This window comes from Streptomyces sp. NBC_00016 (assembly GCF_045040885.1).
Classification (GTDB): Bacteria; Actinomycetota; Actinomycetes; order Streptomycetales; family Streptomycetaceae; genus Streptomyces; species Streptomyces coriariae.
Genome location: NZ_CP108304.1, coordinates 5545440 through 5571197 on the forward strand (window position 1 = coordinate 5545440; position 25758 = coordinate 5571197).

General features: G+C 72.7%; 21 protein-coding genes. 10 read left to right on the top strand and 11 right to left on the bottom strand.

The window, feature by feature from the left end:
* Positions 1 to 24 precede the first annotated feature (24 nt).
* From OG933_RS24660 to OG933_RS24670, 3 genes are all read left to right on the top strand, one after another.
* Positions 25 to 1158, top strand: coding sequence for an acyl-CoA dehydrogenase family protein (locus OG933_RS24660; protein WP_405628940.1), 1134 nt, complete (start codon positions 25 to 27; stop codon positions 1156 to 1158).
* A 9-nt stretch (positions 1159 to 1167) separates the two neighbouring features.
* Complete coding sequence (locus OG933_RS24665; protein ID WP_405628941.1) at positions 1168 to 2052, top strand: acyl-CoA dehydrogenase family protein; 885 nt, start codon at positions 1168 to 1170, stop codon at positions 2050 to 2052.
* 536 nt (positions 2053 to 2588) lie between these two features.
* Positions 2589 to 3134: an ATP-binding protein gene (locus tag OG933_RS24670; protein ID WP_405628943.1), complete on the top strand. Its 546-nt coding sequence runs from the start codon at positions 2589 to 2591 to the stop codon at positions 3132 to 3134.
* Between the two features lie 549 nt (positions 3135 to 3683).
* On the opposite strand, the gene OG933_RS24675 is transcribed toward OG933_RS24670, so the two are convergent.
* Complete coding sequence (locus OG933_RS24675; RefSeq protein WP_362522774.1) at positions 3684 to 4610, bottom strand: cyclase family protein; 927 nt, start codon at positions 4608 to 4610, stop codon at positions 3684 to 3686.
* Between the two features lie 101 nt (positions 4611 to 4711).
* Here OG933_RS24675 and OG933_RS24680 point away from each other — a divergent pair, with 101 nt between their 5' ends.
* From OG933_RS24680 to OG933_RS24690, 3 genes are all read left to right on the top strand, one after another.
* On the top strand, positions 4712 to 5626 hold the full coding sequence (locus OG933_RS24680) for an SDR family oxidoreductase (RefSeq protein WP_405628944.1): 915 nt from the start codon (positions 4712 to 4714) through the stop codon (positions 5624 to 5626).
* Positions 5627 to 5756: 130 nt separating this feature from the next.
* Positions 5757 to 6905, top strand: a complete 1149-nt coding sequence (locus OG933_RS24685) for an acyl-CoA dehydrogenase family protein (RefSeq protein WP_362522772.1) — start codon at positions 5757 to 5759, stop codon at positions 6903 to 6905.
* 32 nt (positions 6906 to 6937) lie between these two features.
* Positions 6938 to 7987 (top strand): Zn-dependent alcohol dehydrogenase, encoded by a 1050-nt coding sequence (locus OG933_RS24690; protein ID WP_362522771.1) that lies wholly within the window; start codon positions 6938 to 6940, stop codon positions 7985 to 7987.
* Between the two features lie 57 nt (positions 7988 to 8044).
* On the opposite strand, the gene OG933_RS24695 is transcribed toward OG933_RS24690, so the two are convergent.
* Entirely contained in the window at positions 8045 to 9094 is a 1050-nt protein-coding gene (locus tag OG933_RS24695) for a GlxA family transcriptional regulator (RefSeq protein WP_405628946.1), read from the bottom strand.
* 71 nt (positions 9095 to 9165) lie between these two features.
* Here OG933_RS24695 and OG933_RS24700 point away from each other — a divergent pair, with 71 nt between their 5' ends.
* Together OG933_RS24700 and OG933_RS24705 are read left to right on the top strand one after the other, a co-directional pair.
* Positions 9166 to 10503 carry an MFS transporter gene (locus tag OG933_RS24700; RefSeq protein ID WP_405628947.1) on the top strand — a complete coding sequence of 446 codons (1338 nt, stop codon included), beginning with the start codon at positions 9166 to 9168 and terminating at the stop codon, positions 10501 to 10503.
* A 229-nt stretch (positions 10504 to 10732) separates the two neighbouring features.
* Positions 10733 to 12262 carry a multicopper oxidase family protein gene (locus OG933_RS24705; protein WP_405628949.1) on the top strand — a complete coding sequence of 510 codons (1530 nt, stop codon included), beginning with the start codon at positions 10733 to 10735 and terminating at the stop codon, positions 12260 to 12262.
* Between the two features lie 63 nt (positions 12263 to 12325).
* On the opposite strand, the gene OG933_RS24710 is transcribed toward OG933_RS24705, so the two are convergent.
* The 6 genes from OG933_RS24710 to OG933_RS24735 all read right to left on the bottom strand — a co-directional run bounded on the left by OG933_RS24710 (position 12326) and on the right by OG933_RS24735 (position 21116).
* Complete coding sequence (locus OG933_RS24710) at positions 12326 to 12928, bottom strand: flavin reductase family protein (protein ID WP_405628951.1); 603 nt, start codon at positions 12926 to 12928, stop codon at positions 12326 to 12328.
* Positions 12929 to 12987: 59 nt separating this feature from the next.
* Positions 12988 to 13809: an enoyl-CoA hydratase/isomerase family protein gene (locus tag OG933_RS24715; protein WP_405628953.1), complete on the bottom strand. Its 822-nt coding sequence runs from the start codon at positions 13807 to 13809 to the stop codon at positions 12988 to 12990.
* Between the two features lie 10 nt (positions 13810 to 13819).
* On the bottom strand, positions 13820 to 16045 hold the full coding sequence (locus OG933_RS24720) for an acetate--CoA ligase family protein (RefSeq protein WP_362522766.1): 2226 nt from the start codon (positions 16043 to 16045) through the stop codon (positions 13820 to 13822).
* A 137-nt stretch (positions 16046 to 16182) separates the two neighbouring features.
* On the bottom strand, positions 16183 to 17658 hold the full coding sequence (locus OG933_RS24725; RefSeq protein ID WP_362522765.1) for an FAD-dependent oxidoreductase: 1476 nt from the start codon (positions 17656 to 17658) through the stop codon (positions 16183 to 16185).
* 286 nt (positions 17659 to 17944) lie between these two features.
* On the bottom strand, positions 17945 to 19135 hold the full coding sequence (locus tag OG933_RS24730) for a flavin-containing monooxygenase (protein WP_405628956.1): 1191 nt from the start codon (positions 19133 to 19135) through the stop codon (positions 17945 to 17947).
* 319 nt (positions 19136 to 19454) lie between these two features.
* Entirely contained in the window at positions 19455 to 21116 is a 1662-nt protein-coding gene (locus OG933_RS24735; protein WP_405628958.1) for a subtype B tannase, read from the bottom strand.
* A 207-nt stretch (positions 21117 to 21323) separates the two neighbouring features.
* Here OG933_RS24735 and OG933_RS24740 point away from each other — a divergent pair, with 207 nt between their 5' ends.
* Both OG933_RS24740 and OG933_RS24745 read left to right on the top strand, forming a co-directional pair.
* Positions 21324 to 21728 carry a Zn-ribbon domain-containing OB-fold protein gene (locus tag OG933_RS24740; RefSeq protein ID WP_405633493.1) on the top strand — a complete coding sequence of 135 codons (405 nt, stop codon included), beginning with the start codon at positions 21324 to 21326 and terminating at the stop codon, positions 21726 to 21728.
* Between the two features lie 25 nt (positions 21729 to 21753).
* Positions 21754 to 22356, top strand: a complete 603-nt coding sequence (locus tag OG933_RS24745) for a GNAT family N-acetyltransferase (RefSeq protein WP_405628960.1) — start codon at positions 21754 to 21756, stop codon at positions 22354 to 22356.
* Between the two features lie 120 nt (positions 22357 to 22476).
* Here the strand turns inward: OG933_RS24745 and OG933_RS24750 are convergent, their stop codons facing one another.
* The 3 genes from OG933_RS24750 to OG933_RS24760 form a co-directional block, all read right to left on the bottom strand.
* Positions 22477 to 23142, bottom strand: a complete 666-nt coding sequence (locus OG933_RS24750) for a pyridoxal 5'-phosphate synthase (protein WP_405628961.1) — start codon at positions 23140 to 23142, stop codon at positions 22477 to 22479.
* 17 nt (positions 23143 to 23159) lie between these two features.
* Entirely contained in the window at positions 23160 to 24155 is a 996-nt protein-coding gene (locus tag OG933_RS24755) for an expansin EXLX1 family cellulose-binding protein (RefSeq protein ID WP_405628962.1), read from the bottom strand.
* 371 nt (positions 24156 to 24526) lie between these two features.
* Positions 24527 to 25702: a thiolase C-terminal domain-containing protein gene (locus tag OG933_RS24760; protein WP_405628963.1), complete on the bottom strand. Its 1176-nt coding sequence runs from the start codon at positions 25700 to 25702 to the stop codon at positions 24527 to 24529.
* Between the last annotated feature and the right edge of the window lie 56 nt (positions 25703 to 25758).

The following is a 25758-nucleotide window of genomic DNA, read 5'->3' on the forward strand; positions in this document are numbered from 1 at the left end:
GAACAGGGCAGGGGGATCAGGACCATGGACCTCGCGGACAGCCCCGAGGACGCGGAGTTCCGGGCCCGGCTGCGCGAGTGGCTCGGCAAGGTGCTGCCCACGCTCCCGCCGAAGCCCTCCCCGGACGACTGGCCGGGCCGCCGCGCCTACGACCTCGGCTGGCAGCGGACGCTGTACGAGGCCGGGTACGCCGATGTGCACTGGCAGGCCTCGCCCGGCGTCCGCCTGATCTTCCTGGAGGAGACGGAGAAGGCGGGCGCGCCCTACGTGGGAGCCGGCTTCGTCGGACTGCTGCACGCCGGGCCGACCATCGCCGCCGAGGGAACGGCCGAACAGCGGGGTCGCTGGCTGCCGCCCATCCTGCGCGGCGAGGAGGTGTGGTGCCAGGGCTTCAGCGAGCCCGACGCCGGGTCGGACCTCGCGGCGCTGCGCACGCGCGCGTGGCGCGACGGCGACGACTACGTGGTGAGCGGGTCCAAGATCTGGACCTCGCACGCGGAGATCGCCGACTGGTGCGAACTGCTGGTCCGCACGGATCCCGCGGCGCCCAAGCATCAGGGCATCACCTGGCTGGCCATGCCCATGGACGCCCCCGGCATCACCGTACGGCCGCTGCGCACCCTCGCCGGATCCGCGGAGTTCGCCGAGGTGTTCCTCGACGAGGTGCGGGTGCCGGTCACCCATCGGGTGGGGGAGGAGAACGACGGCTGGCGGGTGACGATGGTGACGCTGTCGTTCGAGCGAGGCACCGCCTTCGTGGGCGAGGTCGTCGCCTGTCGGCGCGTGCTGGGCGAACTCGCCGTGGAGGCGCGGAGGAACGGACGCTGGGACGATCCCGTCCTGCGGCGGCGGCTGGGCGCCCTCAACGCCGAGTTCCGGGCGCTCTGGCGGCTGACGCAGTGGAACGTGAGCGAGGCGCAGGCCGAAGGCGGCCTGCCGGGCGTCGGGGGTTCGGTTTTCAAACTGAGGTACTCGCAGGCCCGCCAGGAGCTGTACGACACGGCCGCCGACGTCCTGGGCGAGGAGTCCCTCGACACCGACCGCCCCTGGGTCCACGAGCGGCTCTCCTCCCTCTCGTACACCATCGCGGCCGGGACCTCGCAGATCCAGCGGAACATCGTGGCCGAACGGATCCTGGGCCTGCCGAAGGGGCGGTGACTCTCCGACATGCGTTTTCGACTGACGGAGGACCAACGGGCGCTGCGGGACGGTGTACGGGGGCTGGTGGCGCGCCGCTTCGACCGGGCGGCGCTGCGGGCCGCCGTGGACCGGCCGGGGCGGCTGGACCGGGCGCTGTGGCGTGAGCTGGGGGCGGCCGGGTTCTTCGCGCTGCGGCTGCCCGAGGCGGACGGCGGGGTCGGACTCGGGCTGCCCGAAACCGTGTTGGCGTTCGAGGAGGCCGGCCGGGCCCTGCTGCCGGGGCCGCTCGTGGCCACCCACCTCGCGGCGGGCCGCGTGCCCGGCGCGGCCGACGGGGAGACGGTCGTGGCGACCGTGGACGGCAGCGGGCTGGTGGAGTGGCTGACGGAGGCGGACGTCGTGTGCGGGGAGACCGGCGGGGCCGTGCCGCTGCGGTCGGTGGATCCGCTGACGCCGCTGCACCGCGTTCCGGGCGTCTCGGCGGCCGTGGATCCCGTCGCCGTTCTCCTCACCGCGGCCGAGCAGCTCGGCACGGCCACGCGCGCGTGCGAGCTCGCCGTGCAACACGCCCGGGCGCGCGAGCAGTTCGGGCAGCCGATCGGCGCCTTCCAGGCGGTCAAGCATCTGTGCGCGGAACTGCTGGTGCGGGTCGAGGTGGCCCGCGCGGCGGTCTACGCGGCCGCCGTCACCGCCGACCCGGCCGACATCGCGGCCGCCCGGCTGCTCGCCGACGAGGCCGCCGTACGCGGCGCGCGCGACTGCCTCCAGGTGCACGGCGGCATGGGCTTCACCTGGGAGGCGGACGTACATCTGCTGCTCAAGCGGGCCTGGCTGCGCACCCGGCGTGCCGGCGGCGGTACGGAGAGTGAGGAACTGCTCGCGGCCGACCTGCTGTCCGGAGGGGGCCGTTAGGGGCGCCTGCCTGCGGTGACGGCGGGGGTGACGAGCGGACGGCCGCAGGGGTGTCGCGGATTGTGGCATACCGGAATCACGGAGCGTTGATACCGGGTTGTGTCCGATGCGTGACCCGTCACGGCCCGGAGTCGGCGGGCTCCTCCGGTACCTTCTGTGGGATGCGAGTGGTTCCGAGCATGAGCCATGCCGGCGGTGCCCCTGGGGCGGTGCCGGATCCGGCGGCGCGCGCCGCCGCTCGCAGGGCGGACGGGCTTCTGGGGCCCGCCTGTTCGACTCCCCGCAACGAGCGTCGCACAGTATGCCGCACGGGTACTCCTTCGCGCTGGAATATGCCCGAAGCGCTTGTTGAGGTGACTGTATGTCAACCAAGCTGTCTCGTAAGGGATTCACGTTCCGTCACCCTGCCTCTGGCTGTTGTTCTGGCCATGCAGAAAATGGCTACGATCGTGGCCCCCGTCGTCATGGTGCACACGCGGCTCGCGTGGCTTGCGTGGCGCACGGCCATGTGTCCGCCGGTTCGGATGGTGTGAGCGGTGCAGGTGCTTCAAGTGCAGCTGGAGATCCGGCCCGACCCCGCTGAGGTGGGGCGCGCCCGCAGGTGGGCCCGTTCGCGCCTCGCCGGGTCCGGGATAGGGGACGAGGAGCCGCTCGCCGAGACGCTGATCCTGCTCGTCTCCGAACTGGTCACCAACGCCGTGGTGCACACCGGCTGTCCGGCCGTGCTGCGGCTCTCCCTGCCGGGCGGGACGGCCGAGCCGTCCACCGTCCGACTGGAGGTGGCCGACACCAGCGACCGGGCCCCCGTGCCCCGCTGTGCCGGTGACGAGGCGACCGGCGGCCGTGGTCTGGCCCTGGTCGACGGTCTCGCGGACCGCTGGGGCTGGAGCGTCGAGGGTGCGGGCAAGCGCATCTGGTGCGAACTGGACCGCTGTGCGGCGCCGGGTGAGGCCGAGGCGGACGACGGGGGCGCGGAGGAGCGCCGAAGCGTGGAGGAGTGCCGAAGCGTGGAGGAGTGCCGGGGCGCGGCCCCGGCGGAGCCCGAGCCGGCTTACGGAGGGCTCGCGTACGAGGTCGTCTGAGCGGCGATCGGGCGGCGATCGGGCGGCTGTCGCGCGGCGCGCGACCGGTGGCGGGAGACCGGCGGTGCGACCGGCACATGACCGGCGGCGAACGCCGTCGGTGCGGGCGGCGGTGAGGGCGCACGGGTGCGGAGCGCCCCGCGGCTCGCGGTGCACGGGCGCAGAAAGCGCTGTCGCGAATCGTCCGGTTCGGCATCGGTGCGCCCGGCTGTGCTTCCGTGCGCGCCCACCACAAAGGGGACTTAAGTAATAAATCGCCGTTCAGGTGTTGACGCGACGTGTCCGTTTGATCACGCTTGTGGTCAGCGATTCGCCGTGAGGGGACGACGAGGGCTTCGGTGACGGAGGCTCTCGCCGAGTGTGGGTCGCGATTCGGCGCCGACTCCCTCAGGGCCGAGGGGAGTCGGTGGGGGTCCCTCCCGCTCGGGCGAAGCCGGGAGTGGGGGAGGGCGCGCCGGAGTCGGATGGCGGTGCGCGGTGCCGTGCTCGGGGCGGGCAGCCGCGCGCCGCCAGCCGACGTGGGGGGAACGCCTGTTCGCGTACCGGCGTCTACAGCACTGCCACCGGGGCCACCGGCGTCCCCGTGCCGCCGACGAACGGCTCGGGCATCGCCGACAGCAGGAACGCGTAGCGGCCAGTTTGTCCACAGGCTGTGGACAACTCTTCGAGATTCCAGTTCTGGCCCTGGAGCATCCCCATCTCCACCAGGTCGAGCGCGTGCACCGGCAGCCACAGGTCGTCGATCTCGGGCGGGAAGATCTCGAACGTGAGGGTGTCGTTGGCGACCGCCGCCACATCGCGCGCGTGGAACCACTCCGGCGTACGGACCGAGAGGCCCGGTGACGGATAGCCGTACCCCTGCTTGTCACCGGCCAGGTAGAGCTGCACCTGCCCGGTCCGTACGAGCACGATGTCGCCGGCCCGCACGCGCGTACCGGCCAGCTCCTCGGCCGCCGCCAGGTCCTCCGGGGTGACCGCGTGCCCGCCGTCCAGCCGGTCGACGCCACGCGCGCGTGCCACGTCCAGGAGCACCCCGCGCGAGACGACGTGCCGCGCCTTGTCGATGCCGCTGAACTCGGCGCCGCCGTGCGCGGTGACGGTGCCGGCCGGCCGGCCGTTGTAGAGCTTCCCCGAGTGCGAGACATGGGTCAGCGCGTCCCAGTGGGTGCCCGCCTGGAGGCCCATGGTCACGGCGTCGTCGCTGCACGCCACCGTGCCCGGACCGAAGATCTCCTGGTTGATCTGCACCATGGCGTGCAGGGGGTTGACCCGCCCCGGGATCAGCCCGGTCTGCACGCCGTCCTCCCGCAGGGGCAGCGCGAGCGGGACGCGGCGGCCGGTGCGGACCTCGGCGACGGCCGCGCGGACGACGTCGTCGGTGATGAGGTTCAGGGTGCCGATCTCGTCGTCGGCCCCCCAGCGCCCCCAGTTGTTGACGCGCTTCGCGATCTCGTGGAACTCGACCGGCAGTGTCATTCCGTGCCTCCCCGGGGCTTGTCCCCGACCGACGGACGGGTCAGTCTGGACCTCGCATCCAAATCTAACGGTCCGTCAGAAACTGCGGGAGGGGGCCGGACGTGGGGAACTTCCTGACCGGCAAGGTCGTCGCCGTCACCGGGGCGGGGCGAGGCATCGGGCGGGCGGTGGCGCTCGCCGCGGCGGCCGAGGGCGCGCGGGTCGTCGTCAACGACTACGGCGTCTCGGTGGACGGCGCCTCACCCACCAGCGAGGTCGCCCGGTCCGTCGTCAAGGAGATCGAGGCGGCGGGCGGAGAGGCGGTCGCCGTCGCCGACGACGTCTCGACGATGGCCGGTGGGCAGCGGGTCGTCGACACTGCGCTGGCGTCGTACGGGCGGCTCGACGGAGTCGTGTGCGTGGCCGGGATCCTGCGGGAGCGGATGCTGTTCAACATGTCCGAGGAGGAGTGGGACCCGGTCGTCGCCACCCATCTCAAGGGCACGTTCACCGTGTTCCGGGCCGCGTCGGCGGTGATGCGCGGGCAGCGCTCCGGCACGCTGATCGGCTTCACCAGCGGCAACCACCAGGGCTCGGTCTCGCAGGCCAACTACAGCGCCGCCAAGGGCGGGATCATCTCGCTCGTGCGGAGTGCGGCGCTGGGTCTGCACAAGTACGGGGTGACCGCCAACGCGGTGGCCCCCGTGGCCCGTACCCGGATGTCCGCGGGCGTGCCCATGGAGTTGGCGGAGATCGGCGAACCCGAGGACGTGGCCGCGTTCGTGGTGTACCTGCTGTCGGACCGTGCGCGGGAGGCAGGGGTCACCGGGCAGGTGTACACCGTCGCGGGGCCGAAGATCGCGGTGTGGGCGCAGCCACGTGAACTGCGTTCGGCTTATGCCTCCGGCGGTTGGACGCCGGAGACGATCGCGGAGTTTCTGCCAGGGGCGGTGGGGGTGGATCCGATGCCGATGCTCGCTCGGTTGGAGGAAATGGAGCGGGCCGCGCGGGAGGGGGATCGGCCCAACGCCCAGTAGCCCGGGGGTGTGCGTGGTTCGGCGGCTGCGGGTGCGTCGTGGTTGTTCGCGCCCACGCGGCGGAGCCGCATATTGATGCAGCCCCCGCGCCCCTGAGGCGGCGGCGGTCGCCCTTCTCCAGGAGGTCAGCGTGGATTTCGGTTTTGCGTCGGCGGACGACTCGTTCCGTGCGGAAGTGCGGGGCTGGCTCGATGCGCATGTCCCGCATGCCTCTGATCGGCGTTCCTGGGAGCGCACCCTCGGCTCGGCCGGGTGGATCGGCCTCGGGTGGTCGGAGGGCGGGTTCGGGAACCGGACCGGCACCCTCACCCAGCAGGTCGCCTGGGCCGAGGAGTATGCGCGGTCGGGGGCCCCGGCCCGGTCCGGGCACATCGGGGAGAACCTGCTCGCGCCGACCCTCCTCGCGCACGGCACGGCGGAGCAGAAGGCGCGCTTCCTGCCGCCGATCGCCGCCGGTGCCGAGCTCTGGTGCCAGGGGTACAGCGAGCCGGGCGCCGGGTCCGACCTGGCCGGGGTCCGTACGAGGGCCGAACTCGCCCCCGACGGACGGTCGTACCGCGTCACCGGGCAGAAGATCTGGACCTCGCTCGCCCATGAGGCCGACTGGTGCTTCGTGCTCGCCCGCACCGATCCGGGGTCCCGGCGGCACCACGGACTGACCTTTCTCCTCGTCCCCATGGACCAGCCCGGACGGATCGAGGTACGGCCCATCCGGCAGCTGACCGGCACCAGCGACTTCAACGAGGTCTTCTTCGACGGGGCGCACGCGCGCGTGGAGCACGTCGTCGGCGCGGCGGGCGACGGCTGGCGGGTGGCGATGGGCCTCCTCGGCTTCGAACGCGGGGTGTCGACCCTCGCCCAGCAGATCGGCTTCGCCCAGGAACTGGACCGCGTCGTGCGCACGGCGGTGCGGACGGGGGCGGCCGACGACCCCGTCGTACGCGAGCGGCTGGTGCGGCTGTGGGCCGAGCTGCGGACCATGCGGTGGAACGCCCTGCGGACGCTGGGGGGCTCCGGCGGGCCGGGCGCGCCCAGCGTGGCGAAGCTGCTGTGGGCTGGCTGGCATCAGCGGCTGGGGGAGGCGGCGGTGCAGGTGCGGGGGGCGGCGGCGAGCGTCGGCCCCGCGGACTGGTCGCCGTCCTCGCCGTACGAACTCGACGACGCGCAGCACCTGTTCCTGTTCTCCCGGGCCGACACCGTCTACGGCGGCTCGGACCAGATCCAGCGCACGATCATCGCCGAGCGGGTGCTCGGCCTGCCCAGGCAACCCAAGGGATAGCGACGGCAAACGGACAAGGCGGTGGGGACGCGATGCGAGGCGTGGTGTTCGACGGGAAGCGGGCCGAGGTCGTCGACGATCTGGCCGTCCGCGATCCGGGGCCGGGTGAGGTGCTCGTCGCGATCTCGGCGGCCGGGCTGTGCCACAGCGACCTCTCGGTCGTCGACGGGACGATTCCCTTCCCGGCGCCCGTCGTCCTCGGCCATGAGGGCGCGGGGATCGTCGAGGCGGTCGGCGCGGGGGTCGGTCATGTCGGGCCGGGGGACCATGTCGCGCTGTCCACGCTCGCCAACTGCGGCACCTGCGCGCAGTGCGACCGCGGCCGGCCGACCATGTGCCGGCAGGCCATCGGGCGCCCGCGGAAGCCGTTCACGCGCGCGGGGAGCGCGGTGTACCAGTTCGCGTCCAACTCCGCCTTCGCCGAGCGCACGGTGGTGAAGGCCGTACAGGCGGTCCGCATCCCCAAGGACATCCCGCTGACGTCCGCCGCGCTGATCGGGTGCGGGGTGCTGACCGGTGTCGGGGCCGTGCTCAACCGCGCGCGGGTCGGGTACGGGGAGAGCGTCGTCGTCATCGGGACGGGCGGGATCGGGCTGAACGTGGTGCAGGGAGCGCGGATCGCGGGCGCCTCGCGGATCGTCGCGGTGGACGCGAACCCGGCGAAGGAGGCGGTGGCCCGGCGGTTCGGCGCGACCGACTTCCTGACCTCGACGGACGCGGTGCGGGACGTGCTGCCCACGGGCGCGGACCACGTCTTCGAGTGCGTCGGCCGGGTCGAGCTGATCCGGCAGGCGATCGACCTGCTGGACCGGCACGGGCAGGCGGTGCTCCTCGGGGTGCCGCCGGCCACCGCCGAGGCGTCCTTCCTGGTCTCGTCGATGTACCTGGACAAGTCGATCCTGGGCTGCCGGTACGGCTCGTCGCGCCCGCAGCGGGACATCGCGCTGTACGCCGAGCTGTACCGGACCGGCCGGCTGCTCCTCGACGAACTGGTGACGGACACCTACCCGGTGGAGGACTTCGCGAAGGCGGCCGCGGACGCGGAGGCGGGGAGGGTGGCGCGGGCGGTGCTCACGTTCTGACTGACCCTGCTCCTCACGGCGGTCGGCCGGTGGGGCGAGCTGCGCACCGCGGGAAGGTCACCGCAGGGCGGCGTCGACGACGCCGTGACCACCGCTCTCGCCACTCGAGCCGCTCCCGGCGCGGAAGGTACGGAAGGTGCGGCGATACGCGGTCGGCGTGACCCCGAGGGCCGCCTGTAGGTGCTGCCGCATCGACTGGGCGGTGCCGAAACCGGCGTCCCGGGCGATCCGGTCGACGGAGCGGTCGCTGGACTCCAGCAGGTGCCGGGCCCGTTCGACCCGTTGCTGGGTGAGCCACTGGCCGGGGCTGATGCCGACCTCCTCGCGGAAGCGGCGCGTGAACGTCCGTACCGACATGGCCTCCTGCTCGGCCATGTCGCGCAGCTGGATCGGCTCGTGGAGGCGGCCGAGCGCCCAGGCGCGGGCCGCGGTCGTGGTCGCCTGTTGCGGGTCGGGCACGGGGCGCTCGATGTACTGCGCCTGGCCGCCGTCGCGGTGCGGCGGTACGACCGTACGGCGGGCCACCTCGTTGGCGACCGCGGCGCCGTGGTCGCGGCGCAGGAGGTGGAGGCAGAGGTCGATCCCGGCGGCCACTCCGGCGGAGGTGAGGACGTCGCCGTCGTCGATGAACAGCACGTCCGCGTCGACCCGGATCTTCGGGAAGAGCTGCTGGAAGTGCTCGGCGTGCATCCAGTGCGTGGTGGCCGGGCGGCCGTCCAGGTAGCCCGCGGCGGCGAGGACGTATCCGCCGGTGCAGATCGACACGAGGCGGGTGCCGGGGCGCAGGCGGGCGAGGGCGGCGGCCAGTTCGGGGGTGAGCACGCCCTCCTCGTAGACGGGGCCCAGCTCGTAGGAGGTGGGAACGACGACGGTGTCGGCGGTGGCCAGTGCCTCGGGACCGTTGCCGACCAGGACGGCGTAGTCGGCGTCCGTCTCGACGGGGCCCGGCGGCCGGACGGAGCAGGTGACGACGTCGTACAGGTGGCGGCCCGCCGCGTCGCGCGCCTTGCCGAAGATGCGCTGCGGAATGCCCAGCTCGAAGGGCATCAGCCCGTCGAGGGCGAGGACGACGACGCGATGGCGGGAGAATGCGTACGGTTCGGCCATGGCCCGATCCTAGCGAATGCTGTCCCTCGGGCCACTCGCCCGTCGGATCCCGGTATCGGAAGCTCTGTGACGTGACCCAGACAACCGAAACTCCGGCATCCGCCGAGGAGCAGAAGCCCGCCTCCGACCGCGTCCCCGGCCGCCGCCGTATCCATCGCGCCTGGTTCGTCGCCGCCGTCACCTTCGTCACGATCATCGGCGCGGCCGCCTTCCGTTCGCTCCCCGGTCTGCTCATCGACCCGCTGCACCAGGAGTTCGGCTGGTCGCGCGGCACGATCGGCGCGGCGGTCTCGGTCAACCTGGCGCTGTACGGCCTCACCGCCCCGTTCGCGGCGGCGCTGATGGACCGCTTCGGCATCCGCCGGGTGGTCGCGGTGGCGCTGACGGTGATCTCGGTCGGTTCGCTCCTGACGGTCTGGATGACGGCGGCCTGGCAACTGCTGCTGTACTGGGGCCTGCTGGTGGGCCTCGGCTCGGGCTCGATGGCGCTCGCCTTCGCCGCCACGGTCACCAACCGCTGGTTCACCGAGCGCCGGGGTCTGGTCAGCGGCATCCTCACCGCGGCCTCCGCCTCCGGCCAGCTGATCTTCCTGCCGCTGCTGTCCTGGTTGGTCACGCGGTACGACTGGCGTCCGGCGGCCGTGACGGTCGCGCTGGCCGCGCTGGCCGTCGTCCCCTTCGTCTGGCTGCTGCTGCGGGACCATCCGGCGGACGTGGGCCAGAAGCCGTACGGCGCGACGGAGTTCGTCCCGAAGCCGCCCCCGGTGCAGGGCGCCGCCCGCCGCACCCTGCGGGTCCTCTTCTCGGCGGTCCGCACGGGCCCGTTCTGGCTGCTGGCCGGCACCTTCGCGATCTGTGGCGCCTCCACGAACGGCCTGATCCAGACGCACTTCGTGCCCGCCGCCCACGACCACGGCATGCCGATCACGGCGGCGGCCTCGCTGCTCGCGGTCATCGGCGTCTTCGACGTGGTCGGCACGATCGCCTCCGGCTGGTTCACCGACCGCTTCGAGCCGCGTCGGCTGCTGGCGGTGTACTACGCGCTGAGGGGCATCTCGCTGCTGTTCCTGCCGATGCTGCTGGCCCCTTCCGTGCACCCTCCGATGATCTTCTTCATCGTCTTCTACGGCCTCGACTGGGTCGCCACGGTCCCGCCCACCCTGGCCCTGTGCCGCGAGCAGTACGGCGACGACAGCGCCATCGTCTTCGGCTGGGTGCTGGCCTCCCACCAGGTCGGCGCGGCGCTGGTGGCCTTCCTGGGCGGCATGGCACGGGACACGTTCGGCTCGTACGACATGGTCTGGTACGCGTCGGGAGCGCTGTGTGCCGCGGCGGCGCTGATGGCGCTGGTGATCCGGCGGCGGCCGGCGGTCCCCGGACCGGCTGTCCCCGCACCGGCGACCGCCTGAGCCGACGACCGCCTGAGCCGGTGCCTGTCCGAGTCGGTGCCTGTCCGAGTCGGTGACTGTCCGGGCCGGTGAGGCGGAGGTGGTTTCGGGGCTCCTTTACGTACCATATGGGCACATTCCGACACGGATGGCTGCGTTGTGCGGCCTCCGTGTCGTTGCTCTGCCGGTGCACCGCCGTGCACTGCCGTCCGCTGCTCTCTGCTGCTGTTTCTGCCCCTGGAGGCGATACGTGACTTCTCTGGCTCGTCGTGGCGTGCTGAAGTGCCTGCCGGTCGCCGCCGGGGCGGTCCTGACCGGTGGGGCGGCGAGTCCGCGAGCGGCGGCGCGACAGGAGGCCGGTGCCTCCTTCCCGCAGCCGGAGACCCGCAGGACGCCGCCGCACACGGAGCGGCTGGAGACCCGTCTGACCGTAGCCTTCACCGAGCAGGCGCTCCCCGGGATCGGCACGGTGACCACACGCACCTACGAAGGGACGATCCCCGGGCCGACGTTGCGGGTGCGTCCGGGGGACTCGCTGGAGATCACACACGTCAACGCGCTGCCGCCGAACGACGAGGCGGCGCAGCACGACATGAACATCCCGCACCACTTCAACACGTTCAACCTGCACACCCACGGCATGCACGTGGACCCCACGGGCGAGGCGGACAACATCTACCGCACGTTCGAGCCCTCGGAGACGCCGGGGGGCACCACCACCTACCGCAGTGTCGTCGACGTCCCGGCGGATCATCCGGCCGGCACGTTCTGGTACCACCCGCACCATCACGGCTCCACGGCGACCCAGCTGCTGAGCGGCATGGGGGGCCTGCTCGTCGTCGAGGGGGACATCGACGAGGTGCCCGAGATCGCCGCCGCCAAGGACGTCGTCGTCTGCATCAACGAGCTCAAGCTGTCCGGCGGGCGGGTGCCGGACCTGACCTCGCACGGCGCCTACGAGGGCATCACCTCGACCTTCCTGGTCAACGGCGCCAAGAACCCCGTGCTGACCATCGCCCCGGGGGAGGTCCAGCGCTGGCGGATCGTCAACGCCGGAGCGATCACCGCTCACTTCCTGAGCCTGCGCGGCCACGAGCTGCACCAGATCGCCTGCGACGGCATCACGCTCATGGAACCCGTCACCACCACCGGACTGACGCTGCCGATGGGCGGGCGCGTCGACCTGCTGATCCGCGGGGGCGAGCCCGGTACGTACAAGTTCTCCGGCGGGGGCCCCTCGCAGAGCCTGCTGACGCTCGTCGTCACCGGCGAACCCCGCCCGATGGCGCTGCCGACCGCCCTGCCCGGCAGGCCCACCAGCCTGCCCGAGCCCACCCGCACCCGGACGCTGACCTTCCGCAGTTACGAGAACGTCTTCTCAGGCGCCTTCCCGAACGCCTACCGCATCCTGGGTGACGGCGAGACCCCGCCCGCCGACCCGCTGGCCGGCCGCCGCGATCTCGCCTGGGGCCGTCTGGCGGCCGACTTCGTCAACCAGCGCATCCGGCTGGGCGAGGTCGAGGAGTGGACGGTCGTCAACGACTCCCACGCCCACAGCCATCACCCCTTCCACCTGCACACCAACCACTTCCTGGTCACCGCCGTCGACAACCGCCGCCTGGCCACGCCGGTCTGGCACGACACGCTGAGCATCCCGCCGAACGGCTCGATCACCTTCCGGCTGCGCGCCGAGGACTTCGCCGGCCGCTCCATGCTGCACTGCCACCAGCTCCAGCACGGCGACGAAGGCATGATGCAGGTCGTCGACTACGTGCGCTAGGCCGTCGGCCACGTGCGCCAGGTCGTCGGTCACGTGCGCCGGGCGGGGTGTGCCGGCCGACGCTCAGAGGAAGCGGCCCCGGTGGAACAGCAGGGGCGGTTCCTCCGCGCCCTCGCCCGCCCCCAGGGCGTTCACCCGGCCCACGACGACGAGATGGTCGCCGCCCGTGTGGACGGCATGCACCGCGCAGTCGATCCAGGCGAGGGTGCCGGCGAGGCGGGGCGCCCCCGACACCGGGGCCGCGTCATGGGCCACTCCGGCGAACTTGTCGGTGCCGCTCGCCGCGAAGGCACGGCACAGGCCGGCCTGGCCGGCGCTCAGCACGTTGACGCAGAAGACGCCGGCGCGGGCGATGCGCGGCCAGGTCGTGGAGGTGCGGCCGACCATGAAGGCGACCAGGGGCGGATCGAGGGAGAGGGAGGAGAAGGACTGGCAGGCGAAGCCGGCGGGGCCCGCGCCGCCGTCCTCGCCCTCGACGGCCGGTGCCGTCACGACCGTCACGCCCGACGCGAAGCTTCCCAGCACCCGCCGGAACTCGCCCTGGTCCACCGGTGCGCGTTCGTCCTCGCGGACACAGCGCAGCTCCGGGCGTGGCAGCGCCTCGACCGTGTGGTCCGCCCTGAGGTAACGGACGGCCGCGGCCGCCATTCCCGCATGTCCCATCATGTGTTCCATTGAAACTGACGGCATGTCAGATAGGAAGGGTCAAGACCGCCGGGACCGCGTCACCGGCCCCGGAACCTCGGCTCCCGCCGCTCCACGAAGCTCGTCACGCCCTCCTGTGCGTCCGCCGTCGTCATGTTGATCTCCTGCGCGGCGGCCTCGGCGGCGAAGGCGGTGGCCCGGTCGCCGTCCAGGGAGGTGTTGACCAGTTGCTTGGTGAGCGACAGGGCGCGGGTGGGGCCGGCGGCCAGGCGTGCCGCCCACTCGCGGGCCGTCTTGTCCAGCTCGCCGTCCGGGACCACCCGGTTGACCAGGCCGAGGCGTTCGGCGTCCGGCGCGGTGAGCGCGTCGCCGAAGAACATCAGCTCCTTGGCCCGTCGGGGCCCGATCAGGCGGGGGAGGAGATAGGCGCCGCCGCCGTCCGGGACCAGGCCCCGGCGGACGAACACCTCGATGAACCTCGCCGACTCCGCGGCCAGCACCAGGTCGCAGGCGAACGCGAGGTGTGCGCCGAGGCCGGCCGCGGTGCCGTTCACCGCGGCGATCACCGGCTTCTCGCAGTCGAGCACGGCACCGACCAGGCGCTGGGCGCCGAGTCGCAGGGTCCGGCTCACATCGCCGGCCACCCGCTCACCGCCCGTGGAGCCACCCCGCAGGTCCGCTCCCGCGCAGAAGCCGCGGCCGGTGCCGGTGAGGACCACCGCCCGGACGTCCGGGTCGGCCGAGGCCTGCGCGAGGAGGGCGATCAGGTGGTCCCGCATCCCGGGGGTGAGGGCGTTCAGGGTCTCGGGGCGATCGAGGGCGATGTGGGTGACCTGGCGGTCGGTCCGGTGGCGTATCCACGGCTCGGGCACGGTCACGCTCCGCTCTCGGCTCTCGTCCATGAGGTGGTCCTCACCGGCACACCGCCAGCGCGTCCAGCGCCACCGCGCCCTGCCCCCAGGGCAGGACCACCAGGGGGTTGATGTCGAGCTCGGCGAGATCGTCGCCCAGCTCCAGGGCCATCCGCTGCACGCGCAGGATCACCTCGACGAGCGCGTCCAGATCGGCCGGCGGGCGGCCCCGCACGCCGTCCAGCAGCGCTCTGCCGCGCAGTTCGGCCAGCATGTCGCGGGCCTGGTCCTCGCCGAACGGCGGCACGCGCACGGCGGCGTCGTGCAGGACCTCCACCAGGACCCCGCCGAGGCCCACCGTCACCGTCGGGCCGAACAGGTCGTCGTGGGTCACGCCGACCACCATCTCCACACCCCGCTCGACCATCTGGCACACCAGGACGCCGTCCAGCGAGACCCCCTCGTAGCGCGCGATGTCGGTCAGCTCGCGGTAGGCGTCCCGGACCTGGCTGGCCGAGGTCAGGCCGACCTTCACCAGGCCCAGCTCGGTCTTGTGGGCGATCTGCGCGCCGGACGCCTTCATCACCACCGGGTAGCCGACCAGTCCGGCCGCCCGCACCGAAGCCGCGGCGCTGGTCACCAGCTGCTCGCGCGGGACCCGGATGCCGTACGCCCGCAGCAGCTGCTTCGCCGCGTGCTCGCTCAGCTGCTGTCCCGGCCGCATCAGCAGCTGTGCCTTGCGGAAGGACGGGGACTGGGCGCGCGGGGCCTCGTCGAAGGGGGAGTGGTAGCCGCTCACGAAACGGTGGTGCCGTAGGTGGGCGCGGACGGCCGAGATGCAGTTGGCGAGGGTGCGGAAGGTCGCCACCCGGGAGGAGCCCAGCAGGACTTCGCGGTAGGCCGGTTCGGTGCCCACCGGCGAGCCCCAGACCACGCACACCAGCTTGTCCGTCCGTTCCGCCGCGTCCACCAGGTCCTGGACCAGGCGGTCGCTCAACGGGGGGAACGGGCCCGTGATCGGGCAGATCAGGACGCCGACTGCCGGGTCGTCGAGGATCGCGTCGATGATCTTCCGGCCGCGCTCGTCGCCCACCGGGTGGCCGCCGTTGTCGACCGGGTTGGCCACGTTCAGATACGCGGGGATCCACTGGTGCAGCTCGGCCTGTCTGTCCGCCGACAGGGTCGGCAGGGTGAGGCCCGCCGCCGTCGCCAGGTCGGCCGCGTGGGCGCCGGTGCCGCCCGAGATCGAGTAGACGACGACCCCGTCGGCCTGCGGCGGCCGCGCGCGGGCCAACAGGGTGGCGGTGTCCTGGAGTTCGTCGAGACCGTCCACCCGGATCACGCCGTACTGGCGCATCGCCGCGTCGACGACCTCGTCCGCGCCGGTCAGCTTGCCGGTGTGGGAGGCGGCGGTGCGGGCGCCGGCCTCGGTGCGGCCGACCTTGACCGCGACGACCGGTACCCCGCGCCGGGCGGCCCGGTCGGCGGCGAGGAGGAAGGACCTGCCGTCCTTCAGTCCCTCCACGTAACAGGCGATCGCGCCGACCTCGGGGCGTTCGGCGAAGTAGGAGAGGAAGTCGGCGGTCTCCAGGTCGGCCTCGTTGCCGGTCGGCGCCCAGTGGGAGAGGCGGATGCCGAGTTCCTGGAGGGCGAAGACCGGGCGGCCCTGATGGCCGGACTGGGTGATCAGCGCGATCGACGGGCCGCCGAGATCGTCGCGGAACCGCTCGAAGGCGTTGAGGTTGGTGTTGGGGCCGAGCAGGCGGATGCCCGAGCGGGCCACCGCGGCCGCGAGGCGGGCCTGCGCGGCCGCGCCCTCCTCGCCCGTCTCCGCGAACCCGGAGGCGAAGACGACGGCGAACTTCACCTTGGTCTCGGCCAGTTGCTCGATGACGGGCAGCGGGTCGGCGACCAGCAGGACGGCCAGGTCGACCTGTTCGGGCAGGTCGGCCACGGACGGCGAGCAGGGCAGGCCGAAGACGCTCCCGCGGGTGGGGTGCACGGGATGCAGCCGCGCCCCCACCCGCTCGGCCCAGCCCACCAGTTGCCGGGTGACACCGGTGTTCGGGCGTCCTTCGGCGTCCGAGGCGCCGATGACCGCGACCGACTCCGGCCGGAAGAACCGGTCCAGGTCGGGGACGGCCCGATACAGCGGACGGCCGCTGACGTCCAGGTCGTCCGCCGCGGGGGGCCGGCCGTGGACGGCGGGCCCGGGGTGCTCGCCGCACGCGATGACCCGGGCCCGGCGGGAGTCGGTGGTGAGGGTGCCGTGGGTTGATCCAAGCATCGGTCCGCCCGCTCCTGTGTGACTGCCATGAGTGACCGTCAAGTAACTGACGCTCTGTCAGGTTACATACCTGACGGAGTGTCAGGAATGGTCGTGCACACAGAAAGGAGCGGGCGGGCGGTGGACGCGGAGGGCGACTACAGCGCCGCCAGCACCTCCTTCGCCACCCGCTCGCCCGACCGTACGGCTCCGTCCATGAAGCCCATCCAGTGGACGGAGGTCTCCGTTCCGGCCCAGTGGATCCCGCCGACCGGCTCGCGCAGGGCCGGGCCGTACTGCGTCAGGACACCCGGTGCGGCGATCGAGACGGGGCCGCCGCGGGTGTAGGCCTCGTTGTTCCAGCGTTGCAGGACGAAGGAGGAAGGGGAGGCGGCTTTCACGCCGAAGTACGTCACGTAGTCCTTCAGCACGGCCGCCCTGACCTCCGCCTCGCTCGCCGCGTCCAGCTTGCGGGCCTCGTCGGCCTCGATGAAGCCCATCAGGGCGCCGTACGAGGCGTCGGGCGGGGAGTTGTCGAAGGTGGAGCTGATCACTCCGGTGTCGCTGACGACCTGGCCGTTGAGACCGTCGGCCCGCCAGAAGGGGGTGTCGTAGATCGCGATCGCCTTGCCGACCGAGGCCATCGGCAGGCGCTGGGTGAGCTGGTCGCGGGCGGCGGGCAGCAGCGGGTCGTACCGGATGCGGGCGGCGAGCGGCGGGGGCACGGCGACGACGACCCGCCGGGCGGTGACGGTGATGCCGTCGGCGGTGACGACGTACTTGCCGCCGGACCGGGTGATCGTGCGCACCGGGGCGTTCGGCACCACCCGGTCGCCGAGGGTGGCGGCGAGTCTGATCGGCACCAGCTGGGAGCCGCCGACGAAGCGCAGTTCCTGGGCGCCGTTCGCGGTCTCGGTGAGGCGTTCCAGGGTGCCGGGGGTCGACTCGTTGCCGGCGGCCGCGATGTAGAAGAGGACGAAGAGGAGCGAGAGTTCGCGCGGCTCGGCCGAGAAGATCGAGGTGCAGGCCACGTCGAGGAGGAACTTCGCCGACGGGACCACCGCGTTGGCGTTCAGCCAGCTCTCGAAGGTCTGCTTGTCCCACTCGGCGGCCTTGGCGGCGGTCCAGGGCGCGTCGACCGGCACCTGCTTGGCCATGTCGTCCAGCGAGGCCTGCACGATCGCGGCGTTGGCGAGGCCGGCGACATCGACGGGCGGGACCGAGCCGAGGAGGCCGTCGGTGGCGTACGGGGTCTTCTTGCCGTCCTTGTAGAGGAGGTTCTTGCCGGTGTTGTAGGTGGCGAAGGTGGCCACGCCCAGGGAGTCGGCGAGCGCCTTGATGCGGTCCTGGGTGGGGCCGATGAACTCGCCGCCGCCCTCGGTGACTCCCCCGTTGGCCAGGGGCAGGTTGACGACCCGGCCGCCCACGCGGTCGCGGGCCTCCAGGACGGCGACCGTCCGGCCGGCGGCCACGAGGTCGCGGGCCGCGGTGAGGCCGGCGAGTCCGCCGCCGACGATCGCGACGTCCACGTCCCGGGTGGCGGCCGCGGCGGCCGTACCGGCGGCGGCCGCGGTCACGGCGGTGGCGCCGGCGGCCACGGCGGCGGTGCGGCCGAGCAGGGAACGGCGGGACATGCCTGCGGAATGCTGTCTTTCACTTGCCACGTGCGTCCTCCGTCGAGCTTCGAGAGCGAGCGGGGGTGGAACCAGAAAGATGAACAGTGCTCACATTCTGGCTCCGTGGGAGGGCGCGGGACAACGCTCTCGTCACATCTGACACAGGTGTAACGGGCAGCGAGATGCGGGGAGTTGACCCCGGAATCCGGCGGCCGCGGCCGGTGCCTGCCGGGGCGGCCTGCCGGAGGTGGCGGGGCGGCCTGCCGGAAGTTGCGGGCCGGATTACCGGAGGTGGCGGGGCGGGCTACCGGAGGTGGCGGCGCACGGCCTTCGCGATCTTCTCCGCGTCGATCGCCAGCTCGCGAAGCGTGCCGCTGATGGGGGTGGTGAAGCCGGTGAAGTACAGGCCGGGGGTGTCCTTGGGGGCGCGGGCGCCGTGGCCGACGGGTCTGCCGCGGTCGTCGAGCACGTCGAGGTGGCCGACCAGACCCTCCAGGGCGCGGACGTACCCGGTGGCGGCGACCACGGCGTCCGGGGTGATCCGGGTGCCGTCGGCGAGGACGATCTCGCCGCCCTCCTCGAAGCCGGCCACGGCGGCCACGATCTCCACCCTGCCTTTGCGCACGGCGTCGATCAGGCCGACGTCCTGCACCGGGATGGCGCCCTCCTTGACGCGGGAGTACAGGCCGCTGTCGGGGCGGGGCAGACCGTGCGCCGACAGGTCGGGCACGCTGAGCCTCGCCATCGGCCGCGCGAGCCGGTCGACGAGGCGGACCGGCAGCCGCCGTACGAGCACGGCCGTGTACTGCGCGGCCCAGCCGGCCGTCGAGCGGCGCACGATGTGCGGGGCGGTGCGCACGGACAGCCGCACCCGGGCCGCGCCGCTCTCCACCAGGTCGACGGCGATCTCGGCGCCGGTGTTGCCGACGCCGACGACGAGGACGTCCCGGTCGGCGTACTCCTTGCCGCTGCGGTAGGCGGCGGCGTGCGCCAGCTCGCCCGTGAACTCCTCGCGGCCGGGCCAGTCCGGCAGGTGTGGGGTGTGGTTGTAGCCGGTGGCGACGACCACCGCCGAGCCGACGAGCTCGCGCCCGCCGGTGGCGTGCAGCAGCCAGCCGGTGCCGTCCGGGGTCCGCTCGACGCGGGAGACCTCGACGCCGGTGACGATCTCCAGCTCGTGGACCTCGGCGTACTTCTCCAGGTAGCGCACCATGTCGTCGCGCGCCACCCACCGCCCGAACCGGCGCGGCATCGTGAGCCCGGGCAGGGCCGACAGGCGCCGGGTGGTGTGCAGATGCAGCCGGTCGTAATGGCGCCGCCAGGACGCGCCGACCCCGTCGGCCTTCTCCACGACGACGGCCCGTATGCCCTGGGCACGCAGCGCGTACGCGGTGGCGAGCCCGCCGGGACCGCCGCCGATGACGTAGACGGGGCGGTCGGCCGGGTTCGCGGTGGTGATCGCCCGAGGGGTCGGGGGCGGTGCGGAGTCTTCCATGAGCGCGAGCGTAATCACGCGGGAGATTGATGGGTCTCGGTCAAGACCGGAATTGGTTGCGGATCGATCACGTGTGGGGGAAGTGGGGGTAGGGCCGGTGACGTAGGCCACTCGGTTGTGCGCGACCGGGCGCACCGGTGGGGAAATCGGTGGGGAAGCGGTGGGAAGCGGTGGGAAGGCGGCGGGGAAAAGGGCGACGCCTGGCCCAGGTGCGCTCGGGCCAGGCGTCGCGTGCGGACGGCGTCGGTGACTATGACGGGAAACTGACGCCGCCGCGTCCAGGATGCCTCCCGGGGGGACAGGGAGGCATGCGGAACTACTACTTCTTGACCTTGCCGCCGGCCTTGGCCTTGTGGCCCGTCACCTTGGCGATCCACGCGATGAAGTCGCCCGGGTCGGTGTTGGCGCCGTGGCCCTGGTCCCAGTAGTAGAGGTGGTCGACGTCGTCGCCGAGGCCGTTCGCGGCGGCGGCGATGTTGGCGGAGACCGTCAGCGAGGTGTCGGAGTCCTTGGTGCCCAGACGGATCCACCAGTGCTTGCTGCGGCCCGCGTTGGGCTTGTCGGCCAGGAAGTACATCGGGTTCATCAGCCGCAGCATCTCGGGGATGTCGCTGTCGAGGCGCTTGGCGGTGAGCCCGGTGGTGTCGTTCTTCAGGCTGTAGGCCGTGAAGTGACGGGAGATGACCGTGCCCTTGCCGAACTCGTTGTTCTCGCCCGCCGACAGGTCGAAGGCGTCGAAGGCCGGGGTGTTCTTCTTGCGGGCGCCGACGTGGGTGAGGAAGTCCGCCCAGGAGAAGCCGGCCCTGCCGTTCTTCCAGGTGATGAAGGTGTTGGCGGCGAGGTACGTCTCGCGGGCGGTGTCGGACAGGGCCGCGAGGTAGCTGGTGGCCGACGGCTCCAGGTACTGCTTGATCAGGTACTCGTCGTAGTTGCGGGCGTTCAGCGTGCCGAAGCCGTTCAGGCCCTTGAGCTTCAGTCCGGCCTGGTACTCGGCGAACTGCGACTGGAGCGCCTTCGACACCGTCTGGTCGACCTGCTTGCCGGTGCCGAGGGCGTTGCCGCCCCAGTTCCACTCGTAGGAGCCGTCGGCGTGCTCCAGGTCGGTGATCGGGCACCAGGCGCCGGTCGCGAAGATCGCGTCGGAGGCGTCGGCCGCGCCGAGCTCCTCGAGGTACTCGGCGTAGAGCGGGCTGTCGCCGGACGCGCCGAGCAGCGAGGAGAGCGCGCCGCCCGCGCTGGTGCCGGCGGACACGATCCGGTCGGTGTCGCCGGGGATGACGCCCTTGTTGGCCCGCACGTACCGCACGGCGGCCTTGAGGTCGACGATCGCGGCGGGAGCCACGCCGTAGTACTCGCCGGCGGAGTTCTTGAGCGTACGGCCGCGGGCGCCGGGCTCGACGACGACGTAGCCGGCGGCCAGGGCCAGCAACTGGTTGGAGGACAGGGCCCCGCCGGTGGCGTTGGTGTTGCCGTTGGCACCGGGGGCGGAGGCGGAGGCCGAGGCGGAGGCGGAGGCCGAGGCCGAGGGTGCTCCGCTGGGTGCGCCGCCGCCCATCCCGCCGCCCATGCCGCCGGCGCCGATCCCGGTGGCGTCCGCCACGGAGGACGGCATGTAGCCGCCGACGGAGTTCGCGAACAGGATCGGCGCGTTGCTCGCGTCGACCGCCGTGCCGTCGATCTCGACCGGCACGCTCACGTTCAGCGACTGGTAGGCGGCGTCCACCGGCTTGGCGACGTAGGTGATCGCCTTCCAGAAGTGGTACGTCACCGCGTGCTCGGCGCCCGCGGTGTCCGTGACGGTCGTCGTGAGCTCGGTGTAGGCGTCCGGGTCGAAGGCCAGGGAACCGGCGTCCGAGGACGAGGACGTCGACGTGCCGCCGGACGCCTGCGCGCTCAGGGCGATGCCGCCCACTGCCGCGACACCCGCGGTGGCGCCGAGCCCCAAGACGACCGACCTGCGCTTGACTGCCCTGTGCTTCACGATGCTGCCTCTCGATGAACCGGGTGGTGACTGCGTGCTCTCCGGGCTTGCGTCGGTGAACGTAATTCGGAGCCAACAAAATCGTCAACAATCTGCGGGACATTCACGGGCGACGCACAGTTTCATGGCGGACGCACAGGGATCTCTCATGGAAAATGCGTGGTCTTCCCGGATCCCGTGGTCTGACGTACCGTCAGATCCATGGAGATGGGCAACCGTTTCGACGTCCCCGAGGCCGACGCCTTCACCCGCGCGTACTGGGACGCGGCCGCCGAGGGCAGGCTGCTGATCCGGCGCTGCGGGGCCTGCGCGCGGGCCCACCACTACCCGCGGGAGTTCTGCCCGTACTGCTGGAGCGAGGACGTGAGCTGGCAGGACGCGAGCGGCCGGGCCACCCTCTACACCTGGTCCGTCGTCCACCGCAACGACCTGCCGCCCTTCGGGGGGCGCACGCCGTACGTCGCGGCGGTGGTCGACCTGGCGGAGGGGCCGCGGATGTCCACAGAGATCGTGGGGGAGGCGGCCGGGGAGGCGTCGGCGGGGCTGCGGGCCGGGCTGGAACTGGCGGTCGCGTTCCGGGACGGGGTGCCGGTGTTCCGGCCCGCGCCGTGAAAGACCGGCGGTGTTCAATGGCCGGATGACCGACATACGCGAGCCGTACCCGGCCCCCCTCGCCCCCGGTCTCCACGGCCACGGTCTGACCCTGCGGTCCTGGGACCCGGAGTCCGCCACCGACGTGGACGCCTGGCTGCGCGGGCACGTCGACCCGGAGTTCGTGCGCTGGAACACCCCGCTGCGGACGATCACCGACGCCGCCGGCGCCCGGGCGTCCCTGGAGCGCAGGAGCGCGGACGCGGCCGCCGGACGTGCCATGGCGTTCTGTGTCACGGACGCGGCCGACGGCACGGTCCTCGGGCAGGTCGGAGTCAACGTGATCGACCACGTGCTGAGCTTCGCCAGGGTCGGCTACTGGATCCTGCCGGAGGCGCGGGGCCGGCACGTCGCCACCCGTTCCCTGCTGCTCGCGGCCCGGTGGGCGTTCACCGAGATCGGTCTGCACCGGCTGGAGCTGGGCCACGCGCTCGGTCACGACGCCTCCTGCCGGATCGCCGAACGCTGCGGCTTCCGCTGCGAGGGGACCCTGCGGGGCGCGATGTGGGAGTCGGGCCGCCGAGACGCCTTCCGGGACGTCCACCTGCACGGCCGCCTGGCGACGGACCCGGAGCCTGAGTGGGCATGAGACAGGACCACTGACGGGCGTGGGCGAGGCGCGCCACCTCCCCTTTCGGGTGAGTGAGGGGGCGGGGCGTGGCGGAGGACAGGGCACCCTCGCGCCACGGACCCCGTCCGAGGGGTGTCCTCAGGGCCACAACTGCTCCCTGGACCAGGACTCTCCCGACCGGCGGTAGCGCAGCCGGGCGTGACGGCGGGTGCTGTCCCCCTGGAAGAACTCGACCTCGTCCGGGCGCAGTCGGTACAGGGTCCAGGTCAAGGACTTGGCCGTCGGGTTCGCGCGGGCGTGTTCCCAGGCCGCCTCCGACGCGCTCGTCAGCTCCTCCGTCGAGGCCAGGACCTCGCTCTGCCGTCCGGTCAGGGCGGCCGCCAGGGCGCCTGTCGAGCGGGCGTGCAGGTCGGCCTGGGCCTCCTCGGAGGGGGCGGAGGCGACCGGGCCGCGCACCCTGACCTGGCGGCCCAGCACCGGCCAGTAGAAGGTGAGGGCCGCGTACGGGCGCGCGGCGAGCTGACGGCCCTTCCGGCTGGTGGCGTGGGTCGCGAAGGCCCAGCCGTCCGCGTCGGCGTCGTGCAGCATCACGATGCGGGCGTCCGGAAGGCCGTCCTCGCCGACGGTGGCGAGGGTCGTCGTGTGCGGCTCCCGCTCGCCCGCCGCCACCGCCTCGGCGAACCAGTCCGTGAAGAGGGACAGCGGCTCGGCTGGGGCCTCCTCCGGGGCGAACGGCGGCAGCGCGGTCACCTCCGGGTCCCACACCCGCAGCGACCTCAGCAGCTCATGAAGATCCTTGGCCATACCGCGAGGGTAAGCGGTCAGTGCCGGGCGAACTGGACCCGCGTCGACTGCACCACGTCCGCCCGGACGGCGATCCCCTCGACCGTCAGTTGCTCCCCGTAGATGTCGGTGAGCCGGAGCGCGCCGCCGCAGCCGGTGCCCTGCTCGGAGAGGAAGTAGTTGTAGTCGGTGCGCGCCAGACGGGTCCAGCCGGCGCTCGTGCGGACCTCCAGCCGGGCCAGCGGATTGCGGTGGCCGATCGCCTGGATGCCGCACCAGTACTGGGTGGAACCGGTCTTGTAGCGGATCGAGACGGTGTCCGACGTGGCGGGGCTCAGCAGGCTCCAGGTGACCGGGATCCGGCCCGCCGAGAGCGGGGCCAGCTTGGCGAAGGCCTGTCGGCTCAGGTCGAGTTGGCCGACCTCGCAGGGCGCCGGGCACTCGTTGGTGATGCGGACCGTGATCGACGCTCCGCTCCCGGCCCGGACGAGGACGTACGCGCCGCACGCCTTGGACGTCTCGTAGTCGGCGGTGTTCATCGCCGCGGTCATGACGTCGGAGGTCGGGCCGTAGGAGCAGGCGCCGTTGCCGTCTCCTGCGTCGTACGAGGTGGCGACGCCCCGGTAGGAGGTCCCGGGCGCGATCCGCCCCGCCGACGGTGCCGCGCCGGACGCGGTCCGCGCGGCGGGCGCGGCCGAGCGCCCGCTAGACGAGCCGGACTTGCCGGCCGGGGTGGCGGCGGGCGTGGACGCCCGCCCGGCCGTCGCGCTCGGGGACGCGGTGGACGGCTTCGGCTTCGGCGACGGTGACCCGGTGGCCCCGGTCGCCGTCGGCGAACCGCTCACCCCGGACCCGGCGGCGGGCTCGACCGTGCGGGCCCCGCCGTCGGCCCCGGTCTCGGACCCGCCGTCGGGACGGAAGGCCACGACCAGGGACACGACGAGCGCGACGGCCGCCACGGCGACCACCGTGACGACGGGGACGCGGCGCGTGCGCCTCTCGGGGCGGGGCCGGCGGTGTGAGGAGGATGCCACGGATGAATCCTTACGCGGTTCGGCGAAGCACGTCCTGGAAAGCTTTCGACCCGTCAGTCGCCGCCGGTCCCGGAAAGGTTGCCGTCCCCGGCGGAAAGCCCGGCCGACCGACGGCGTGGGCGAGCTGACGAAGGGCACGACGGACCGCCGTCGCGCGCTGCTGCGGCGCTTCGAGTCCGCGGTGGACCGGCGGCCGGACATGCCGTTCGCCCCCCGGCCGGACGGCCGCGAACACGGCGGCGCCTCGTTCACCACCGTCGGCGCGGACTTCCGCGGCCTGCGCCGACGCCATCGGATCGTCGCGGCCGATGTGCGGGGCGTGACCTGCCGGGAGGGGAAGGGGAGGGGAGGGGAGGCGCGGCGCGGCGGCCTCAGTCCCGTCCCAGGACCACCGTCCCCGACGAGCAGAACCACCCGCCGGTCCCGGAAGCGACCCCCAGCCGGGGCAAGCACCCGTCCGTCGCCCTCACCTGGCGGTCCCCGCCCTCGCCCCGCAGCTGCCGTACCGCCTCCACCAGCAGGAACAGCCCCCGCATACCCGGATGCTGAGCCGAGAGCCCGCCCCCGTCCGTGTTCACCGGCAGGGCGCCGGACAGGGTCAGCCGCCCCTTCTCCACGAACGCGCCGCCCTCGCCCTTCGCGCAGAAGCCCAGGTCCTCGAGGGTCACCAGCGTCATGTAGGTGAACGCGTCGTAGATCTCGGCGAAGTCCATCTCCTGCGGACCCAGCCCCGCCCGCTCGAAGGCCAGCCGGCCGCTCACCGCCGCAGGGGAGACCGTGAAGTCGTCCCACTCGGACATCGAGGCGTGCGAGACGTGCTCCCCCGTACCCAGGATCCACACCGGGGCCGTGCGGCAGTCGCGTACGTACTCCTCGGCCGCGAGGAGGACCGCCGCGCCGCCGTCGGAGCGCAGACAGCAGTGCAGTTTCGTGAAGGGGTCGGCGATCATCGGGCCGGACAGGACGTCGTCCACCGTCACCGGGTCGCGGAACATCGCGTCGGGGTTCAGCGCCGCGTTCGCCCGTGCCTGGACCGCCACCTCCGCCAACTGCTCGATCGTCGTGCCGTACTGGAGCATGTGGCGGCGGGCGGCCATCGCGTACTTGGCGATCAGGGTGTGGCCGTAGGGGACCTCGAACTGGAGCGGGCCACGGCCGCCGAAGGCGAAGGTGCCGGTGCGGCGGCCGGCCTTCACGTCCGCGCGGGCCGTCGAGCCGTACGCCAGCAGGACCGCGTTCGCGTGACCGGCGGCGATCGCGTCGGCCGCGTGCGCCGCCATGACCTCCCAGGTCGAACCGCCGACGGAGGTGGAGTCGACCCAGCTGGGCCGCAGGCCCAGGTAGTCCGCCACCTCGACGGGGGCCAGCGTGCCGAGCCCGGCGGACGCGAAGCCGTCCACCCGTGACCGGTCGAGCCCCGCGTCGGCCAGCGCCCGCCGGGCCGCCTGGGCGTGCAGGGCGTAGGGGGTGGCGTCGTCCACTCGGCCGCAGTCGGAGAGGGCGACGCCGACCACGGCCACTTTCCGGGTACCGGATGCGGATGCCATGAATCTGACGGTACATCAGATAACCGCTGCCCCGACAGGTGCCGCCTCTCTGGGCA

Coding starts and splice junctions, on each gene's coding strand:
- OG933_RS24710 (WP_405628951.1), bottom strand. CDS start 12,928: ATGATGGGACATGCGGGAATGGCGGCCGCGGCCGTCCGTTACCTCAGG.
- OG933_RS24695 (WP_405628946.1), bottom strand. CDS start 9,094: ATGGCCGAACCGTACGCATTCTCCCGCCATCGCGTCGTCGTCCTCGCC.
- OG933_RS24690 (WP_362522771.1), top strand. CDS start 6,938: ATGCGAGGCGTGGTGTTCGACGGGAAGCGGGCCGAGGTCGTCGACGAT.
- OG933_RS24665 (WP_405628941.1), top strand. CDS start 1,168: ATGCGTTTTCGACTGACGGAGGACCAACGGGCGCTGCGGGACGGTGTA.
- OG933_RS24740 (WP_405633493.1), top strand. CDS start 21,324: ATGGGCAACCGTTTCGACGTCCCCGAGGCCGACGCCTTCACCCGCGCG.
- OG933_RS24730 (WP_405628956.1), bottom strand. CDS start 19,135: ATGGAAGACTCCGCACCGCCCCCGACCCCTCGGGCGATCACCACCGCG.
- OG933_RS24760 (WP_405628963.1), bottom strand. CDS start 25,702: ATGGCATCCGCATCCGGTACCCGGAAAGTGGCCGTGGTCGGCGTCGCC.
- OG933_RS24720 (WP_362522766.1), bottom strand. CDS start 16,045: ATGCTTGGATCAACCCACGGCACCCTCACCACCGACTCCCGCCGGGCC.
- OG933_RS24660 (WP_405628940.1), top strand. CDS start 25: ATGGACCTCGCGGACAGCCCCGAGGACGCGGAGTTCCGGGCCCGGCTG.
- OG933_RS24745 (WP_405628960.1), top strand. CDS start 21,754: ATGACCGACATACGCGAGCCGTACCCGGCCCCCCTCGCCCCCGGTCTC.
- OG933_RS24725 (WP_362522765.1), bottom strand. CDS start 17,658: ATGTCCCGCCGTTCCCTGCTCGGCCGCACCGCCGCCGTGGCCGCCGGC.
- OG933_RS24675 (WP_362522774.1), bottom strand. CDS start 4,610: ATGACACTGCCGGTCGAGTTCCACGAGATCGCGAAGCGCGTCAACAAC.
- OG933_RS24750 (WP_405628961.1), bottom strand. CDS start 23,142: ATGGCCAAGGATCTTCATGAGCTGCTGAGGTCGCTGCGGGTGTGGGAC.
- OG933_RS24715 (WP_405628953.1), bottom strand. CDS start 13,809: ATGGACGAGAGCCGAGAGCGGAGCGTGACCGTGCCCGAGCCGTGGATA.